Origin of the sequence: Owariibacterium komagatae (assembly GCF_045865535.1) — a bacterium.
Lineage (GTDB): Bacteria > Bacillota > Clostridia > Oscillospirales > Ruminococcaceae > Ruthenibacterium > Ruthenibacterium komagatae.
The window spans coordinates 3,588,599-3,606,305 of sequence record NZ_AP031406.1 but is presented as its reverse complement, the minus strand read 5'-3'; the positions used below and the strand labels follow the sequence as shown (position 1 = coordinate 3,606,305).

General features: G+C 53.1%; 22 protein-coding genes and 2 pseudogenes. All 24 read right to left on the bottom strand.

Annotated elements, in window-relative coordinates; genetic code table 11:
• Window positions 1–303: cysteine-rich VLP domain-containing protein (locus ACKTS9_RS18020; protein WP_407882042.1), on the bottom strand; the 303-nt coding region annotated here is incomplete at its 3' end.
• Window positions 293–1,906 carry a relaxase/mobilization nuclease domain-containing protein gene (locus ACKTS9_RS18015; protein ID WP_407882040.1) on the bottom strand — a complete coding sequence of 538 codons (1,614 nt, stop codon included), beginning with the start codon at window positions 1,904–1,906 and terminating at the stop codon, window positions 293–295. The genes ACKTS9_RS18020 and ACKTS9_RS18015, both read right to left, overlap by 11 nt.
• Entirely contained in the window at window positions 1,878–2,276 is a 399-nt protein-coding gene (locus ACKTS9_RS18010) for a plasmid mobilization protein (protein WP_407881745.1), read from the bottom strand. Before ACKTS9_RS18010 ends, ACKTS9_RS18015 begins: the two co-directional genes overlap by 29 nt.
• Window positions 2,277–2,796: 520 nt before the next feature.
• Window positions 2,797–3,009: a helix-turn-helix domain-containing protein gene (locus ACKTS9_RS18005; RefSeq protein WP_087226727.1), complete on the bottom strand. Its 213-nt coding sequence runs from the start codon at window positions 3,007–3,009 to the stop codon at window positions 2,797–2,799.
• Window positions 3,002–3,424 (bottom strand): RNA polymerase sigma factor, encoded by a 423-nt coding sequence (locus tag ACKTS9_RS18000; RefSeq protein WP_407882037.1) that lies wholly within the window; start codon window positions 3,422–3,424, stop codon window positions 3,002–3,004. The genes ACKTS9_RS18005 and ACKTS9_RS18000 overlap by 8 nt, the downstream gene beginning before the upstream one ends.
• A gap of 182 nt (window positions 3,425–3,606) precedes the next feature.
• Window positions 3,607–4,341, bottom strand: coding sequence for a CPBP family intramembrane glutamic endopeptidase (locus ACKTS9_RS17995; RefSeq protein WP_321584777.1), 735 nt, complete (start codon window positions 4,339–4,341; stop codon window positions 3,607–3,609).
• Entirely contained in the window at window positions 4,341–4,910 is a 570-nt protein-coding gene (locus ACKTS9_RS17990) for a TetR/AcrR family transcriptional regulator (RefSeq protein ID WP_407882034.1), read from the bottom strand. Before ACKTS9_RS17990 ends, ACKTS9_RS17995 begins: the two co-directional genes overlap by 1 nt.
• Before the next feature lie 183 nt (window positions 4,911–5,093).
• The gene (locus tag ACKTS9_RS17985) at window positions 5,094–5,234 is read right to left on the bottom strand and encodes a Maff2 family mobile element protein (RefSeq protein ID WP_087271433.1); all 141 of its coding nucleotides are present in this window, start codon (window positions 5,232–5,234) and stop codon (window positions 5,094–5,096) included.
• Between the two features lie 96 nt (window positions 5,235–5,330).
• Window positions 5,331–6,227: pseudogene (locus tag ACKTS9_RS17980) on the bottom strand (VirD4-like conjugal transfer protein, CD1115 family); the annotation flags it as partial.
• 87 nt (window positions 6,228–6,314) lie between these two features.
• Entirely contained in the window at window positions 6,315–6,680 is a 366-nt protein-coding gene (locus ACKTS9_RS17975; RefSeq protein WP_050006185.1) for a hypothetical protein, read from the bottom strand.
• A gap of 78 nt (window positions 6,681–6,758) precedes the next feature.
• The gene (locus ACKTS9_RS17970; protein ID WP_407882031.1) at window positions 6,759–6,950 is read right to left on the bottom strand and encodes a transposon-encoded TnpW family protein; all 192 of its coding nucleotides are present in this window, start codon (window positions 6,948–6,950) and stop codon (window positions 6,759–6,761) included.
• Window positions 6,951–6,993: 43 nt separating this feature from the next.
• A complete protein-coding gene (locus ACKTS9_RS17965; protein WP_407882029.1) occupies window positions 6,994–7,857 on the bottom strand; it encodes an ATP-binding protein in 864 nt (287 codons plus the stop codon).
• Window positions 7,854–8,588 (bottom strand): phage replisome organizer N-terminal domain-containing protein, encoded by a 735-nt coding sequence (locus tag ACKTS9_RS17960; RefSeq protein WP_407882027.1) that lies wholly within the window; start codon window positions 8,586–8,588, stop codon window positions 7,854–7,856. The genes ACKTS9_RS17965 and ACKTS9_RS17960 overlap by 4 nt, the downstream gene beginning before the upstream one ends.
• Window positions 8,589–8,701: 113 nt before the next feature.
• Entirely contained in the window at window positions 8,702–9,100 is a 399-nt protein-coding gene (locus ACKTS9_RS17955; RefSeq protein WP_087221679.1) for a cysteine-rich VLP domain-containing protein, read from the bottom strand.
• The gene (locus ACKTS9_RS17950; protein ID WP_407882024.1) at window positions 9,081–9,257 is read right to left on the bottom strand and encodes a hypothetical protein; all 177 of its coding nucleotides are present in this window, start codon (window positions 9,255–9,257) and stop codon (window positions 9,081–9,083) included. The genes ACKTS9_RS17955 and ACKTS9_RS17950 overlap by 20 nt, the downstream gene beginning before the upstream one ends.
• A gap of 99 nt (window positions 9,258–9,356) precedes the next feature.
• Entirely contained in the window at window positions 9,357–10,949 is a 1,593-nt protein-coding gene (gene mobQ / locus ACKTS9_RS17945) for a MobQ family relaxase (RefSeq protein WP_407882160.1), read from the bottom strand.
• A gap of 39 nt (window positions 10,950–10,988) precedes the next feature.
• Window positions 10,989–11,285 (bottom strand): DUF3847 domain-containing protein, encoded by a 297-nt coding sequence (locus ACKTS9_RS17940; RefSeq protein ID WP_407882022.1) that lies wholly within the window; start codon window positions 11,283–11,285, stop codon window positions 10,989–10,991.
• Window positions 11,225–11,764, bottom strand: a complete 540-nt coding sequence (locus tag ACKTS9_RS17935; RefSeq protein ID WP_407882020.1) for an RNA polymerase sigma factor — start codon at window positions 11,762–11,764, stop codon at window positions 11,225–11,227. Before ACKTS9_RS17935 ends, ACKTS9_RS17940 begins: the two co-directional genes overlap by 61 nt.
• Complete coding sequence (locus ACKTS9_RS17930) at window positions 11,761–12,222, bottom strand: RNA polymerase sigma factor (protein ID WP_021659570.1); 462 nt, start codon at window positions 12,220–12,222, stop codon at window positions 11,761–11,763. The genes ACKTS9_RS17935 and ACKTS9_RS17930 overlap by 4 nt, the downstream gene beginning before the upstream one ends.
• Window positions 12,223–12,232: 10 nt before the next feature.
• Window positions 12,233–12,685, bottom strand: coding sequence for an RNA polymerase subunit sigma-24 (locus tag ACKTS9_RS17925; RefSeq protein WP_407882017.1), 453 nt, complete (start codon window positions 12,683–12,685; stop codon window positions 12,233–12,235).
• 106 nt (window positions 12,686–12,791) lie between these two features.
• A pseudogene (locus tag ACKTS9_RS17920) lies at window positions 12,792–13,202 on the bottom strand (RNA polymerase sigma factor); the annotation flags it as partial.
• Window positions 13,203–13,674: 472 nt separating this feature from the next.
• On the bottom strand, window positions 13,675–14,046 hold the full coding sequence (locus ACKTS9_RS17915) for a metal-dependent transcriptional regulator (protein ID WP_050006194.1): 372 nt from the start codon (window positions 14,044–14,046) through the stop codon (window positions 13,675–13,677).
• A gap of 20 nt (window positions 14,047–14,066) precedes the next feature.
• Window positions 14,067–15,815: an ABC transporter ATP-binding protein gene (locus ACKTS9_RS17910; protein WP_050006195.1), complete on the bottom strand. Its 1,749-nt coding sequence runs from the start codon at window positions 15,813–15,815 to the stop codon at window positions 14,067–14,069.
• Window positions 15,808–17,706: an ABC transporter ATP-binding protein gene (locus ACKTS9_RS17905; protein ID WP_407882014.1), complete on the bottom strand. Its 1,899-nt coding sequence runs from the start codon at window positions 17,704–17,706 to the stop codon at window positions 15,808–15,810. Before ACKTS9_RS17905 ends, ACKTS9_RS17910 begins: the two co-directional genes overlap by 8 nt.
• Window position 17,707: the final 1 nt, after the last annotated feature.

Below are 17,707 nucleotides of genomic sequence, written 5' to 3'. Positions count from 1 at the left end.
TCCGGCGCAGTCGGGGCAGTATTTTCCCCGGTTAGATTTGGGGACGAAAGCCGCCCCGCAGACCGCGCACCGTTTCCGGCTTCCCCGGTACAAGAGGGCTGCGGACAGCTCCCCGTCAAGGGGCAGGACAGCCACACGGAACCAGCGGCACATGAGGGAATAGGAAATGCTCTGGACGCACACGCAAGGTTCCCCGTCGTCCAATAACAGGCAGTTCCCCTCGTCGTAGTTACAGCACTCATGCACCAGCCGCCGCGCCCGCCGGTGCTGGCGGTAGTCCATGCGGGGCAGGTTATCGCTCATGGCTCTGCTCCTTTCTGCGGTTCGGTTCCTCCCGGCGCAGGATTTGGTCGATATTGCTCTTGACCGTCTGCAACTCCTTGAACCGCTGTTTCTGCTCCCGGTAGCCGTTGTAAAGGCTGTCTTTTTGGGAAATAAGCTGCTCGATCTCGGCCTGCAACGCTTTCCGGGCGGGCAGCTTGGTAATGCCATGCTCCCGGAAATACCGGGCGGCGGCTTCGGCTATGATAAAATCGCTCTCATGCGCCTGCCGGTATGCGTCGCGGGCTTTGGGGGATTTCTGCGCTTTCAGCCCGTCGCGGGCGGGCTTGGTCTGGGCGTAGGCCAACACCTGCCGCTGCAACTCTTTTTTTCCTTGCAGCTTGGTTTCCAGCGTTTTCAGTTCGCCGCTGGTCTGCCGCATTTCCGCATAGGCGGTGTCTATGGCCGCTTCCAGCTGCTCCGGGGAAGTAAAGCCGTATTCTTGATACACATTCAGCGTCTTTGCCGCCTGTTTCAGATTGTGTATCTTTGCCCAATGCTCGTAGCCTTTTCCCTTGCCCTCGGCTCTCTTGGCGGCTATGTCCACAAGCCGCTGCACACCGTCCTGTTTTGGAGCGGCTATCTCGGCTCTGGCGGCCTGCAAGCGGTCTTTTATGGTGCGCGGGGGTGCGGGCGCTTGGGCTGCTCTGGCGGCGTTCTGTTCCAAAACCGTAAGGACAGCGGCGCGGTCAAAATCGTCGCCCAGCTTCCGTGCGGTAATGGGCTTCGTCCTGTCCGGCGTGAGGTAGGAAAGCCGCCCCCGGCTCTCCTTGACGGTCACGCCCTCCCGCAGCAGCAGAGAGGAAAACTCGTCAAAGTTGGCGGCGGTGGCAAGGGCTTCCCGTATGGTCTGCCGCAGCTTTTCCTTGTTCGTTTCAAACTTGGTCTGCCGGGGTGTGATACCATCCGCAAGCATGGGGGCGTTCTGCTTGTCCAGCGCGGCCTGTCCCTTTTTCTGCGCCCAATACTCCCGTTCCGTGACGCGGTTCTTGCTGCCGTTCAAGAGGTCGATTTGGTAAAGCCCCTCCCGGTGGCACATCTCCATGACTTCGGACTTGAAGTAGCGCAAGGCTGCGTCGGTACAGCGGTGCTTGCAACCGGCTTTCGTGTCGGCTGGCCTGTCCATGTAGGGCAGGAACGGGACTTCCTCTATCCGCAGCGAATTGATAACGATATGCACATGGATATTGCCGCTGTGGTTATGCCCGTCCGGGTGGGTGCATACAAGGGCTTGGTGACCGGGGAAATGCTCGGCGCAAAACTTCTCGCCCAATTCCTGCGCCCGGTCTACAGTCAAGCCGTTGTCCGTCCCGTCCCGTGGGTCAAAGCTGATGATATAGTGGTGGATTTTCACATCTTCCCGCCGCTGGTTTTTCTCATAGCGGAGATTTGCCCGCATACAGGCAACGGCAAAATCCTCGCCGCCGCAGTTCAGCGTGGACAGCCGGTAGTCCTCGCGGGGGATAAGCCGCCCCTGTTCGTCAAGGGTGGGCTTCATGGTAAACTCGTCATGCTCAAAGGTCAGATAGGCTTCGGCGGCTCCGTAGTCGGCGTTTTTAGAGCCTAAATGTTTGAGTGTTGCCAACCGCGTCACCTACTTTCTTGAGGACTTCATACTTGAGGGCGGCAAGGTCGGCTATGGCGGCGCGTACCTCGTCGGAAAGGGCGTTGTAGGGTGCGCCGTACTCGTTCAGATACCGGGCAATCTGATTGAGGTTGCCGCCAATCCTGCCGTACTCGGCTGTCAGCTTCCCGACAGCGGAGAGCAGTTCGTCATTGACCGCCGACACATGGACAATCGGGCGTATGGTCGCCCGTCGTATCGCCTGCCGGAGAAATTCGGACTGGCTGATACCATAAGGGGCAAGCCGCGCTGTGAAGTCGGCGTATTCATCTTCGGACAGCCGGGTTTTCACAACGTGGCTGCGGTGGGGCGTGTTGTATTTCTTTCGCATGGTGTGACCTCCTTTCTTGCCGCATGAGCGCGGCGGGGATAAGCGGCGCAAGCCGCAAAGCAGGGTTTGGGGAAGGCACTCCCCAACAAGTTTCCCGCGAGGGGCAAAACCGCAGAATTGCGGATTTTGGCACCGTGGTAGAAACTTGCTCTCCGTGACTGCAAACTTCCCCTCGCTTCCGTCCGCCACTTTTTGGGAAAACCGCAACCACAAAAATTTGTTTCTCTTTTTCTGCTACTACTAATCCTGCAAAGGGCATTTCTGCCCGCTTTCGCTAAAATGACACCGGACGCATTGGTTTCTACCCGGTGCTGGCAAAAATCTTGTCCTTTGCTCTTCACCACGGGTAAAACATCCAAAATGCCAAACACCAATGCAGGAAAATTCCTCCCTCACTTACTACTACAACCGGCAGGGGGCAAAATGGCCGGGAGCAGAGCCGGACAACAAAAAAGCAGTAAATCTTTTGCAAGACTTACTGCTTTCACTGGCCGCGCTGGTAGCGGCTGGTATTCAGTTTTTATGGCTTGTCCGGCGGATCGTCGAGCCGGAACTTGAATTGACAGTCAATTAACCGCTGCTTCACATAGTCCTCCACCTCGGCGTTGACCTGCCCGTTCACTTTGGAGAAATAGCGGATATATCCGGCGTAGTGGAGCAGAACGGCGTTCACGGCTTCCGGGTCGCCCTCACGGGCTTTGAGGATTGTTTCATAGGGGAGAAGTCTACTCATACTGGCTCACCCCCATTTCTTCGCGCAGCCGCTGCAAGGCAAGCTGAATATGCCGCCCTGCTGTACTGCGTGACCGGCCAATACACGCGCCGATCACGCGCTGCGGCTGGCGCAGAAAGTAATAGCGCAGGATTTCTTCCTGTGTCTGCTCCGACAAAACAGAGATTGCGTCGGCAAGGGCGGCGTTGCTCAATAGGACGGTCTGGCCGCAGACGGTAAAAGGGTGTTCTTCGTCCGGCTCCGGCTCGGCAAACTGGACAAACTTCTCATTCGTCAGATAGTCAAGGGAAACTTGCCGTTCCCATTTCTGCCGCAGCCGTATGATTTTCCCGATGGCGGCATACCGAATGACGGCTTTACAAAAGGCGTTGTGCTTGCACCGGATATATTCTTGATAGGCTTCAATCTCGGTCATGGAAATTCCCCCTCTCTGAATAATAGCGTGGGGCGTCAGCACCCCTTGCTGTCGCCCCTTGATTGCCTACCAGCAAAGGCTGACGGGGCTGTCAACGGCGGCGCATATGCGCCGTTCATCTTGACCGTTGACTGGCTCGGCTGGCTTTGCTATTTTATTGGTTATCAGCTATCTGCTTGCTTCTATGACACCCGGTTTTTCGGCAGAGTTTTTATAAGAATGAGGGCATAGACAAGGATAATGGCAAATTCAATCAAGGTGAAAATCATACGCTTCTCAACGTTTAGGCTTGCTTGATTTGCAAAAGCACTAAGTATATTTATCATAGAATGAGTAACGATACAGGGAAGCAGGCTTCTACCACAGTAAAACAAAATTACAAACAGGAAACCAAAAGCAATCGCTCCCACAATTTGAAACAGATTTGCTACAAGTTCCATACCGCTGCCGTTTACTAAATTCACCAAATGTCCAACACCAAATGTAACGCTCGAAATGATAATCGCTGTTTTCACATTGTCCTTAGCAATCGCCTTAAAGAGGAAACCTCGAAAAATCACTTCTTCTATAAATCCAACGCATAGCATTAAAATGATATGACAGACCATTTCCAACCAAGAGTAATTTACCATAATCCCATTCCAAAGATTACTTGTAGCCAAAATAATCAACGGAACGTAGTAGAGGAACTGGCGAGCTGATACAGATGATTTACAAAGCCCATACTTGTCAAGCAACCTATTTTTCTGCATAAAGGAAAACAAAACTATAGCCTGTACAACACAAAAAACAGCACTTACAGCGTTTTCAATTCCTATTATTTCATTGAGTGGATTGGCTAAGGATTGCAAAACGCAGTAAACTCCAATCCAGACAAGAGCAAATGTTAACTCGTTTTTCTCGTATAGCTTTTTCATTATATGTCCTCCTGTGCGGCTAAAACTGCGCCTTTATATGTTTGCTCCAAATGAGAAGCAACAAGTTCTTCGTCATACTCTAATGAGTTGTTAGCAATAATACTTGCATATCCGTGAGCAAATAAGGCAATCGTTAGAAATACTTTTTTTGTCTGTTCTATGCTCATTTCCATTGCTTCCTGCATAACAGAAAGGATGGGAATAAGTTCCTCTGAGTCGATCATTTCAAGTAGACTGTTCTCGGTGGCAAAGCCCGACTGGAAAAGTAAGCGGAACAGTTTAGGTTCTTCAATCGCGAAACGGATATAATTTAATCCGATTCCAAGCATAATTCCTTCTTGCGGCTCTTTTATATTCATCAAATATTCCGTATGAAATCTATCTGCTTTGGCATAAGTAGCTTTTTTCAATTCTTCAATCGTTTCAAAATGATACATAACTGGCTGCGTGGAACAGTTCAGCTTTTTTGCAACTGTCCTAGCGTTGATATTTTCCACACCCGATTCACGAGCAACCTCAAATGCGGCATCAATAATCATATCCTTTGTGACCTTAGCTTTTGGTGGCACTATATTTACCTCCAATTTATTATATTTGTTATATAACGTAAATTATATAACAAATTTCTTTGCTTGTCAATCATTTGCCTGTGCGGTATAAAGAACCGCTGTCCCGTAAACATTCACACGGTCATAAGAGGCTCTTTTGTGCGGAATAGCAGGTGGTTGTCTATCAAATTCTTATTTGTTACTTTATGGCACATGAGCATTGGAGCCGGGATTATCGCTGCCGTACCCCTCCAGGAGATTGACAACGCCCCACACGCCCAGGCCAGCGCCGAGAGCCACAACAAGGGTCTGCAAAGTATCAATAGCGGAAGAAAAGAACTGCATATAGCCTCCATTTCTCCGGGGGTTTCCCCGGCCATGAAAAAAGCCGCCCATACAGGCGGCAGGTTACGACCTCTGGACACTTTGTCCAGAAGTGCTTTATACATAGGCATCCGGATCGTCCACATCGTCGTAGTTGAGGATGTCCTCGTCCTCGCTTACGGGCCCTGTGTCCGATACGTCTACCTCGTACACCTCACAAGCCTCGTTCAGCCCAGGCCGCCTGCGGCGGTTAATGAGCTTATCAAGGTCAAAGGCGTTTTTCTTTTTATCGGCCTCAGCCGTGTACTTGTAGTTGGGGTGCTGCTTCAAATCGTATTTGGACGAGAAGAACGGGGGCAGGCCCCGCAGCTGCAAAATGCACTTATCGCCCGGCATGGTAGCCAGCTCGCTGGGGGTCATCAGCTCCCGGCCCAGCCGCTGGGTGTTCTGGTTGTAGCTTTCCGACTGCCCACGGGAGCGGCCCTCGGTCTGCATGGAGATCGTGGCCTTTCCCAGCCAGTTTTCGGAAATCTCCTTGATGGTGGAGCTTTCCCGCCCGCCCAGGAAAATCACGCTGTCCATGTTTCCCAGGATCGTTTCGGCGTTGTCCTTGTATATGGCCTTGCATTGGGCGTACTGCTGGTAGAACAGGCACAGGCTTACCTCACGGGAACGGATGACGGCCACCAGCTTCTCCAGCGAGGGCACCTGGCCCGTGTTGGCCGCCTCGTCCCACAGCACCCGCACATGATGGGGCAGGCGGCCCCCGTGAACATTGTCGGCCCGTTCACACAGGAGATTGAACATCTGCGAAAAGGCCAGGGCAACAATGAAGTTATAAGTGGGGGTTGTGTCGGAAATTGTGAAGAAAACCGCCGTTTTTCGATCCCCGATGCGGTCAAGCTCCAGCTCGTCATAGCTCATGATCTCCCGGAGCTGGGGGATGTCAAAGGGGGCCAGCCGGGAGCCGCAGGAAATCAAAATGCTTTTTGCGGTCTTGCCCGAAACGAGTTGTCAAGGACTTTTTAATCAAATTCACAAAAAAGCCACAAAAAAAGTGCCAGGAAGCAGATTTTAGCTCCTGACACTTTGGCGGATGGGTTATTTTCTCCTGCTTAACAGTTCGTCGCAAAGGTACGCATATTCCGGCAGTTGGTCGATATAGGGTTTCCAGCGCCGCTTAATCTCGGCCAGTTCCAGCGGATCGGCGTCCTCGAAGTCATGGTCGTTTCCGGTCATTCCAAAAACATCCAGTGCTATATCATTCAAGCACTCATTACAAAGACCGGCAGCGGACTCTATCCAGTTGCCGGTGTCAATATAGACCGGGTCGATAGATATTGCCAGCCACACATAGCCGACCTTATCCGACCAAACCAAATCATAAGCGGTCATCTGCCGGATATGTTTCTCAAACACTTTGCGGACGCGCTCAATCTCATTTTTCTCTTTTTCTGTGTACAGCATTTTCATGTCCTCCTTGGCTAAAAGTTTTGGTGTGTACCATCATCAGTTTAACACAAGGCGGCTGGCTTTATCAGCCGGTCACATCTGCTGTATCTCGTTTTTAAGCATACGCTTGATTTTGTCGCTCATGGTTTCGGTGCTGGTATTGCTGAAATGGACGCGCACCTTGTAGGTGGTCTTGCCGATTTTCTTTACCAGCGCGGGGGCGTCCTCCGACGCTCTGGCCGGGGTGGTGTCTACGGTCTGCATGGTGCGGGTTTCTTCGCTCATGGCGCTCCTTTCTCCGGGCGGGGCTGCGCCGTCCGGCAAAAAATCAGTCGTGCTTACGGTTCACAATGTCTTTTGCCGCCTGTTTGGTGGCCCCAGCGTTTTCCTCCCGGAAGTTCTTCCCGGCAAAGAGGATCGGGGCGCACCGTTCTAGGATACGGTCATAGATACGGGCGTTGGCCAGGTCAGGCGGGTTCTTGAGTTCGGCCAGTTTCAGGTTGGTGGTGATTATCATGGGCCTGCGGCTGCGGTAGCGGCTGTCAATGACGAAAAACATCTGCTCCATCGCATACTCGGTACTGCGCTCCACACCCAAATCGTCAATGATGAGCAGGTCATACTCGTCAAAGCTGGCGATAAAGTCGGCCCTGTCCTGGTCGAACATCCCGGTCAGGCGGTTCAGGATGGTGGGAAAGTTCGTCATCAGCACCGGCACATCCCGGTCAAGCAGAGCGTTGGCGATACAACCGGCGAAAAAGGACTTGCCGGTTCCCACATCCCCAAACAGCAGCAGGCCGGTGTTGTTTCGGTATGCCTCCTTCCAGTTCTCCACATAGGCGCGGGCCTTGTCCATCAGGGGATTTTGGCCGTTGTCGTTGGCAAAGGTGTAGTCGTACAGATAGCGGTCTTGCAGGCCCTGGGCCTTCCGGCGCTTGATGCGCTCCATGCGGCGCTGCCGTTCCTCGGCGGCCTTGCGCTGTTCCTCGGCCTCCCGCTGGCACTGGCAGATACAGCGGGGCATGAAGTAGCCGGGTTTTCCAAACCTCGGCACAACGGTCTGCCTCTGGCCGCCGCACTTCTTACAGTGAATGAGGCCGTCTGCCGGGTCTATGTACTCGTCCCCGGCCAGCTCCATACCGGCGGCTGCCTTGTCGATCAGCGCCCGGATTTCTGCGGTAATCTCAATCATACGGTTTCATCCTCCTTTACGCTGTAATCCCGGTTTCGAGAGGGCGGGGACGCTTTCCTGGCGTCCTCGCTGGCCCAGCGCCGGATGGTGGCGGCATGGCTCTGATACCGCTTGCCGGTAGAAGCCATGTACTCGGACAGCTTTTCGATGTACTGGCCCCATACCGTGGGAAAGCTGGCCTGTAAGTCTGCCAGTTCTTCGTCCGTCAGGAAAACATTCTGGTAACGGCCATAGGCGCGGGCGGGGCGTCCCTTCTCTATCTCTCTCTTTATCTCTATCTCTTTCTCTAACTCTATCTCTATCTCTGGTGGACGAATGTCGGACAAATGTCCGCCGTTTGTCCGGGGCGCGGAAAGAGCCTTGTTTTGGAGCCTCGCCGCCCGCTTTCGCTCGGCCTCGGTGGAGGACTGGCCGATCAGCAGCTCGATATTGCTCATGTAAAAAGTGCCGCTGTCCAGCACTTCCACAAGACCCAGCTTCAGGAAGATTTGCAAGGCCCTCTCCACAGTGCCGATCTGCTGGCGGGTGATGGTGGCGATCATCTGCGCCGTGTAGGGGATATTCTCGTCAAGCTGGAGCCGTCCGCCGTGTTTCAGGGATTTTAGATACAGCTTGAGCAGGATGTTGGAGTACAGAACACCGTCCTGCATACTTTCCAGCAGTACGATGGAGTCATCGTCAAAATAGTTCTCTTTGAGTTTCAGGTAGTAATATTTTCGATTGTCTGACATGGGTTCCTCCTTGGGGTTCGTTTTGGGCTTCTGTACGCATTTAGAGGGCCGTTTTGGGGGCCAGAGGATAAATCTATCAGGCCCTCAGCGACACCTTCGAAAAAGTCCTTGATTTACAAGGGGTTTTCGGCCCCTAAAGCGTGACACTTAGCCCTCTGTTTGCGCTTGCGCTGGGCGGCCTTGATACGCTTCATGCGTCCGGCACATTCCGGGCAGTATTTGGCCCGGTTGGAGCCTGGGGTGAACAGCGCCCCGCAGACGGCGCACCGCTTGGCGTCCAGGCGGTGGAACAGGGCCGTTTCCAGTTCTCTGTCCAGCGGCAGCACCGCCGCCCGGAACCACCGGCACAACAGGGAGTAGGAAATGGACTGGACGCAGACACATTCCTCCCCATCGTCCAGCGCGATACAGTTGCCGCCGTCATAGTTGCAGCACTCATGTACCAGCCGCCGCGCTCTGCGGTACTGGCGGTAGTCCATGACGGGGATGGGTTCAGGCTTGCTTTTCTTCATGCTGGCACTTCCCACACCCGCCGCAGTTGCCGCAGCCCTGGCAGGCATGGGCCTCCGGCTCCGGGCTGGTGGGCGCGTCTGCCGGTTCCGGCTGCAAGAGGGCAAGGGGCAGGCGGATATTCAAGTGGACAGTGACGGGTAAAATAATCTGCTTCATAGGGCAATCTCCTTCCGTGAGTAAATGTTGACAGTTCTGTGCAAAGGGGTGTCGTGAAGCGCGGCGCACCTAAAAGGGGTCGCCAAAACGCCGTACCCTTTATCGCTCCGGCCCCCGGTCATGGGACTTGTCCTGTTCCTGGCGGGCCAGTTGGTCGGCGGCCTTGCGGAGCCGTTCCACGGCTTTCAGTTCCTCCCGCATGGCCTTCATGTCGATGCTGTCCACCTGCTTCTGGGCGGTCAGCAGGTCGATCTCGTGCCGCCATTCCTTCGGGGAAAGTTCTTCGCCGCTGGCTTTCAGTTCTTTCAGATACCGGGCCGCCGCGTCATAGAGGATTAGTTCCCGGCTGTGGCGCTGCTCGAACAGTTCCCGCTTCTCCGGCTTCACCTTGGCAAGCTGCTTGCGGATGGGCTTGTACTTGTTGTACTGCGCCCACATCTCCCCGCGCTCGGTGAGGGTGGCAATCCGGCGCTCGGCCTGGACGATTTTTCCCCGCAGGTCATAGTAGCTGCTGTTCATATCTGCGATTTTTTCATGGAGCTGCTGCATGGTCTTGATCCCGTTTGCCTGCATAAAGCTGAACAGGGCGGCGCTCTCCTGCAAAGCCCGGATTTTACCGGTACGGGTGTCGGGCCGCTTGAGCTGCTGCTGGGCCTCCCACAAGTCCATCATGCTGGGTTGCTGGATCTCCGGCTTCTCCGCCTCGGCTTTAGACCAGTTGTAGAGGCGGGTAATGCGGGCCTTGATTTCCTTGAGCAGCTTGTTGTCGGCGGCGATCTGCCGGTTGACTTCTCCCTTGTCGGTGCGGATACCGCGCCTCTCCATCTGGCTGGCCGCTGGCCCCAGGTGGACAGAGGGGATTTTATCAATGCCCTGTCGCTTGTAGCTGCGGTGGTCTACCAGGGCGGGATGACCGGCGGCCTCCAATGCCCGGTTGGTATAGGCCGCCCATGCCGCCCGCCAAATCTCCACATTCCCTTTGTCGTTCCAGTCGGTGGTGTCCTCCCGGTGGTTCTTCCAGCCGCCTTTCCCATCCGGGATACGCTGGCCGTTTTCGTCTAAGTCGTATGCCTTGCGGCACTTCGCGCCCCATGCGCCATTTTCTTTCAGGGGCCGGACGGTCAGCATGATATGAACATGGGGGTTGCCGGTTCCCTTGTCATGGATGGCAAAATCGGCGCACATCCCCTTGTCCACAAAGTTGTCCTTCACATAGGCCCGGACAAGGGCAAGCTGCTGTTCCCTGGACAGTTCGCGGGGCAGGGCCGCCTCGATCTCGCGGGCAAGCTGGCTGTCCCTGGCTTTCTCGATCTGCTCCACACTGTTCCAGAGGGTGGAACGGTCTGCAAATGACCGCGGGGCGTGGGCGGGCAGCATGATTTCCGCATGGACAACGCCGCCCTTCCGGGTGTAATCATGGGTCAGGCCGTCCCATTCATTCGTCAGCTTGGTTCCGCTTCGGTAGGCGGCTGCGGCAACAGCGGAACGGCCCTCGCTGCGCTTGATGATACTGACGGGGATATGACAAAAATCTATGGGGATCGCCTCCTTTCGGTGAGAGGTATTCAGGCCGCATGGAACAGAATAGCCGCTTGCGGGTGTTCTGTTCCGTGTGGCGCACAAGGGGTTTGGGGAGTGTAGCTCCCCATCGCGCTCGGAGAGCGCAACAGCCCCCGGCAGGGCGCACGACACCGGCAACGGTGTATAAGTGCGCCCTTGTAAACAAGGGACTTACGGCTTGTCCCCGGATTTCGGCAGTTTTGCGGCCAGTTCCGCCGCCCCCGGAAGATGGGACAGGGCAATCAGGAACGCCTTGACCTCTACGCCGGGAAGGTCGAGGGCCAGAGGGAAAATGCCCTCCAAAATGGCCCCGCGCTCAATCAGGCGGCGGGTTCGGGCCTTGCGTTCCTCATTGCGCTGCTTGTTCTCCAAAATCTTCTGGCGGTTCTCAAGCTGCCGGATTTCCTTCAGGACTTCTTCGCGCTCGTCTTTTTTCTGTTTCGCTTGGGCGGTGATTTCTTTGTGCATATCGCTTTCTCCTTTAGCGGCTTCATCCAGCCGCGCTTGATATAATATTTCTGTAACTTGATGATGGCGTTGCGAACTGTGACAATGGCGGCCGATGTGGTAAAGCCCTCGGCCTCGGCAATCTCCTTGAAGGGCTTTCCCTCCCAAAACCGGGCATGAAGGCAGCTTGCCTGCCGGGGCGTCAGGGTGGCAAGGGCCTCCCGGAGCCGTTCCATCATCAAGGCATGGGCGGCCTCCTGTTCCCGTTCCGTTTCTTTCTCCATCAGAATATCTTCCGGGGAAATGACCTGTTCCAGGTAATGGTGTTCTATGCCGGGGGATGCGTCCAGAGAATAACAGTGATAGTGCTGCTTGGCGTCATTTGCGTTCTCTGCGCGGCTTTCCTCCACAATGGCCTCTGCAACCTCATCCGGCACTTCCACAAAAGTGTCCTTCTTGCAAATCGGGTAGTAGTATTTTTTCAGGTTGATGGTTTTCATAGGCCGCTTGTCCATTTCCGGCGTATGAAGTACCGGCGCAGACGCCGGAGCGCCGCATGGATGGACTTCCCAGCCTGGGATGGGGTAATGCCCTCCATCGCGGCAATGTCCTTCACTTTCATCCCCAGCATATACCGGGCATGGACACGGCGGGCCTGCGTTGGGGTCAGAGAGGAAATGGCCTCATAGAGCCGCCGGAGCAGTTCGGCGTATTCGGCCTGCGCCTCCTTTTCCATCAGGCAATCCTCCGGGGATGGCTGCGCCCAGCCGATGGCGGCGTTCTCAATCCCATCATCGCAGTCAAGGGAGTAAAACGCCTTGTAGCGGTACATCTTGCGCTCCCTGGCGGCCTCGGCCCGCTTGTCCAGCAGGAACGCCTCGACAATTTCATCTGACACTTCCACAAAGGTGTCCTCGGTACAGAACGGGTAATATTGCTTGAGGTTGATCGTCTGCATAGGCCCGCCCTCACTCTGCCGGGAAAAGGCCGTCATAGCAGCGGCGCATATTCCGCAGGCCCCGCCGGATGGCAACGCTGACCTTGCTGCTGTCTACGCCCTCCCTCCGGGAGATTTCCGGCTGGCTGATACCGGCGATGTAGTAGGCCCAGACACGGCGGGCCTGGGTGGGTGTGGCATGGGCCAGGGCCTCCGGCAAGGCGGCCAGCAGACGCAGATGGGCGGCCCGTTCCTCGCGCTCCAAAAGAATTTCCTCCGGCGATCTGCCGTGTTCCAGCGCATAGTTCTCCGTCCAGCTATATGCGTCCAGAGAGTAGTAGGCGCGGTGGTAGACCTTCCGGCGCTCATAGTTGTTCATCTCGCGCTGGGCCTGCCGCATGACCTCCCAAACTTCATCGCTGACCTCCACAAACTCGTCCTGCCGGTAGTGGGGATAAATCCACCGCAGATTGATTGTTTTCATAGGCTTACCTCCTGAAAATGGGAGAGGCGGGCAGCTTGTCCGCTGTCCGCCTCCCGCTGGGATAAGGGAAACAATCCCTTTCACTTGGTAGCCCGAAAACAGGTCTTTCGTTAAGCCTGTTTTCAAAGAAATTTATAAATTTTTTCCTGACTGCCTCCACACTTTGATACACAGCCACTTTGGAGCAGCCGCACACCGTCCCGATCTCCGCAAGGGTCAGCCCGTCCAGGGCATAGAGCAGGAACCGGCGGCGCTGGGCCTCGGTGCAGGTGTCCAGGACGGCCATCAGCTCGCCCAGCGTTTCCATGCGGCAAAGGTATTCCTCCGGCGTTTCGCCGTAGATACCCACGCCCTCGGTGGCAACTATGTATTCGTCAAACTCCCGGCCATCCCAATGCCGCCGCTGCTCATGGGACAGGTTCTCGGCTTTGTGGTCGGCCCGGTCAAGAAATTCATAGACTTCCAGTGTGACCTCCACGGCCACAGCTTGTCCGTTGTAATGGATGGTGACTTCCATCGGCCTTTCCTCCGTTCAGATTTTTGCGGGAAAATCTGAACGGGGCGGCGGGGAACGACACCGGGGACAGGGTTCGGGCCATGTTGGCCCGATGTTCCGGCCCCATAGGTATGAAAAAGCGCCCGGACAGCAGAAAGCTATTCGAGCGCAAAAAACACGGTATTCAGTTACATTATGACAATTTTCGCACTGGCTGCCAGACGGGGCCTGTTCGGTGGCCGGGATTTTTTTGACGATAGTGCAAATATCGTCTGAATTTGTCGGCGGTCAGTGTGCTTCATGGCGGCTCCCTCCTAAAGCCGCCGTGTCAGCGTGTAGGCGTCACTCCTTTGTATAAGGAACGGCGGCCTTGATGTTACTCAAAACCGCCGCAGTACCCTGAAAATCCATTATGGGCGCACGAAGCTACCTGCCCTGCAACGGTTTTTTTCTTTCCCCGTCTGGCGGGGCAGGATAGCTTGGCTTATTCGGTTTATTCTTGGTCTTGTGCGGCTGCCTCTTTCAGCCGTGAAAAGCTCTCATCGCTGATAATGTGTTCAATCCGGCAGGCGTCGGCCTCCGCAGTCGTGGGGTCAACACCTGCGGCAATAAGCTGCTCAGTGAAAAAACAGTGACGCTCGTAGATTTTTTCAGCAACCTCGCGGCCTACATCGGTCAGATGGAGAAAGTGATCCTCGTCCATTGTGAGAAAGCCGCCGTCCCGCAGGGTAGCCACTGCATGGCACACGCTGGGCTTTGACACCTCCATGTGCCGGGCCACATCTACGGAGCGTACCATACCGAGTTTCTTTTGGAGAACAAGGATGGTTTCCAGGTAGTCCTCCCCGGACGCATGAAGTTTCATCAGTACCTCCTTATTACGAATTAAACGCTTAACTTCCAATTTGCAGAAGCCGTCTGCAAATCGACCAGCCTGTGGTATAGCCCGTTTTCCTTCATCAGTTCCTCATGGGTTCCATTTTCGGCTACAACACCATCCGACAGTACAATGATGTTATCAGCAGCCTCGACCGTTCTCATTCTATGGGCGATAATAAGAACCGTCTTTCCTTTGACCAGCTTTGAAATTGCATTTTGAATTTCTGTTTCATTGTCTACATCAAGAGAGGCCGTAGCTTCATCCAGGAGAATAACCGGAGCATCTTTCAAAAGGGCGCGGGCAATAGAAAGGCGCTGGCACTCGCCGCCAGATAATGTAGAACCGTTTTCTCCGATCACCGTCTGATAGCCGTCCGGCAATTTTGAAATAAATTCATCACACTGAGCCGCTTTAGCTGCAGCAATTACTTCCTCGTCCGTAGCGTCTTTCTTGCCAACACGAATATTCTCCATGATGGTGTTGTTAAAAAGTACGACATCTTGAAAAACGATAGAGTAATTTTTCATCAGCATGGTTGAATTGAGTGGGGCAATATCGGTTCCACCTAAAAGTATTCTTCCTCCATCCAGCGGATAGAATTTTGCCGCCAGCTTTGCAACGGTACTTTTGCCTCCACCAGATGGGCCGACTAATGCTGTGACTTGTCCCTGCTTTGCGGTAAACGAAACATCCCGCAGCACTGGTTTGCCTTTTTCGTAAGAAAACCGGACATGGTCGAAAGTAATATCGTATCCGTTTGTACGGATCTCTTTCTCTCCGGTTTCTTCCGGGTAATTTTCAATTTCTTTCAAGCGGTTCACTTGAAGCTGTACGGAAAACAGCTCTGCCATATTTGCCATTGCCCCGGAAAGCGGATCATACAGGCGGGAAGCAGCAATCAAAAACAGGATATAGGTAAACAGGGATGTATCTCCATTTACCACAAGACTGTTACCCACAACAATTACCGTTGCCAAACCGAGCCGCAGGAACATCTGTCCAGTTGTCAGCAGGCTTGCTGTCGTCATTTCAGAGGAAATCTGTGCCTTTTCCGCAGCATCCATCTTCGCATCCAGTTTGCGGAGATAATCTTCCTCCTGATTGCAGGCTTTTATATCCTGTACGGTTTCCAAACATTCCTGAATGCCTTCGGCCAGTTCTAATCTGGTGTTCATATGCTTTTTGCAAAGTTTTTCCTGACATTTCCGGGACAGGATTACGATTGCAAAGGAAATCGGAGCTACCCAGAGAAGCGCCAGCCCCATCTGCCAGTTGAAGATCAACAGACCAATACAAACAATACCAGTTGAGATAACAGCTCCAAAGAATTGCGGAACTGTATGGGAAAATGCGTGTTCAAAATTTGCACAGTCCCCCATAATGGTGCTTGTCAGATCAGCAAGATCGCGCTGATGGAAAAAGGTCAGCGGAAGAGTACGCAATTTTTCCGCAAGACCAATGCGCCGCCTTGCGCTTTCGTCATAGGTTCCGAGATATGTTGCAGTGTACTGGCAATAGTGGAATATAAAAACAACGGCTAAAATCACTATTCCAATCACCGTATAAACGATAGCGCTGATTTCCGGTGCATTCGTTCCCAAAACAGGCGCAAGAAGTTGATTGAGGACGATGGCCAGAAGAATAACCGGAAACATAAGACTGATATTTGCCAGTACGGAATAAATAATTCCTTTCAGCAGGTCTTTTGCACCCTGATCGCTTAACGCATACTTGTTCTTCAATGCTTTAATCATGCTGTTCGCCCTCCTTTCCGACCTTCCATGCAATCGATGTCTGGTAATCCTTCCACATGGAGGAATAAATTCCATTTAAGTTTAATAGTTCTTCGTGTGTTCCCCTTTCTGCAATCTGTCCATCCTTAAAGACCAGAATGAGATCTGCATCCTGTATCGTAGAAAGCCGGTGGGCTATCATCAGAACAGTTTTATTTTGGGTCAACCGCTCAAAGGCAAGCTGTATCTGATGTTCGTTCTCGGCGTCTGCAAATGCTGTGGCTTCGTCAAGCACGATAATAGGAGCATCTTTTAAGACTGCTCTTGCCAACGCAATCCTCTGGTTTTCGCCGCCTGAAAGATAAGTACCTCCTGTTCCAACGAGCGTATCAAGTCCATCCGGGAGCCGGTCAATAATATCTTTGCACTGTGCTTCATTGGCCGCTTTCATCACTTCTTCCCTGGTGGCGTCTGGACGGGCCGCCTTAATATTATTAAGTAAGGTATCTTTGAACAGACGGGTATTCTGAAACACAAAAGCAACTCTTTTCATCAGTTCTCGTTTTTCAATATTGCGGACATCCACGCCGCCAATCGTAACGGAACCTGACTGAACATCATAAAATCGGGGGATGAGGCTTGCCGCCGTACTTTTACCACTGCCAGAAGCTCCAACAAGCGCAACCGTTTTCCCTGCTGGAACCACAAAGCTGATATGGTCTAAGGCTTTTTCTTGGGCACCTGGATAGGAAAAAGATACATCCGAAAACACAATCGAAGCGTCTGCCGGAATCATAGGATGCTCCGGCTCCTTTAATGGCTTTTCCTGCAAAATTTCGTCCACTCGGCTGACTGCGCTTTTTGCGGCCATAAGCTGCTCACTGGCAAACATGATACGGTTCATCATAGTTGCACAGACCGGGGTAAACAGACTATAAAACAGGAAATCCAGTACAACATTTTCATAAGCCGCCTGTCCGCTGATCCCAGATAGAATAAACATAACCACCGGAATGAGCAAAACAAATGTGCCGTTCAGCGTTACTGTAAATCCGGTAAGAGGAATACGACATTTCAAAGCATACCCGGAAGCAAATTTCTCATATTCTTCTATCGCTGCATGGAAATTTTTGAAGGAGTAAATTGTCTGCTGAAACACCTTTACAACAGGGATACCGCGAATGTATTCCACGGCCTCTTTGTTCATTGTTTCCAATGCGGTCATATACTTGCCCATAAACTGTGCATTATCTCCACCCATCATCTGTTTCAAAAAGATGACGCTGATCCCCATAGGTATCAGACAGCAAATTCCCAGCCGCCAGTCAAAGAGGAAAATCAAAACAATAACCGCAACCGGCATGACGGCTGCACCGGTCAAATCCGGGAGCTGATGGGCCAGGAACCCTTCTGTAAGTCCTGCATTATCATCAATGATTTTCCGCAGCCGTCCACTGGCATTTTGGCTGAAATAGCCCAACGGCAGTGTCACAATATGGTGAATTGCTGTTTTCCGCATATTGGTCGCTGTACGAAACGCCGCCAGGTGGGTACAGTTCAAAGCGATGAAATAAATTAAAATACTTGCTGCTGCAAACACGACTGCTATCCACGCATAACGAGTACTTTCCGTTGCAAGAGATATATCCCCCGCAGCGAATGCCTGGATCAAATCACGGATAACAAGCCATATACAAACAAAAGGCAGCATAGATAAAATGGTACTGATCCCGGAGAGAACACATCCCAAAACGGTCAAAACATGGAATTTCCCTGCATATCCGAACATTCTGGACAGTTCTCCATTTTTTTGCTTATCCATAAGCAAGGCTCCTTTCGCAATAATAGACGAGTTAGCACCTTCTAACCCGTCTATTATCATAAAATCATTCAGTTGTTTCTGCCACTCCATA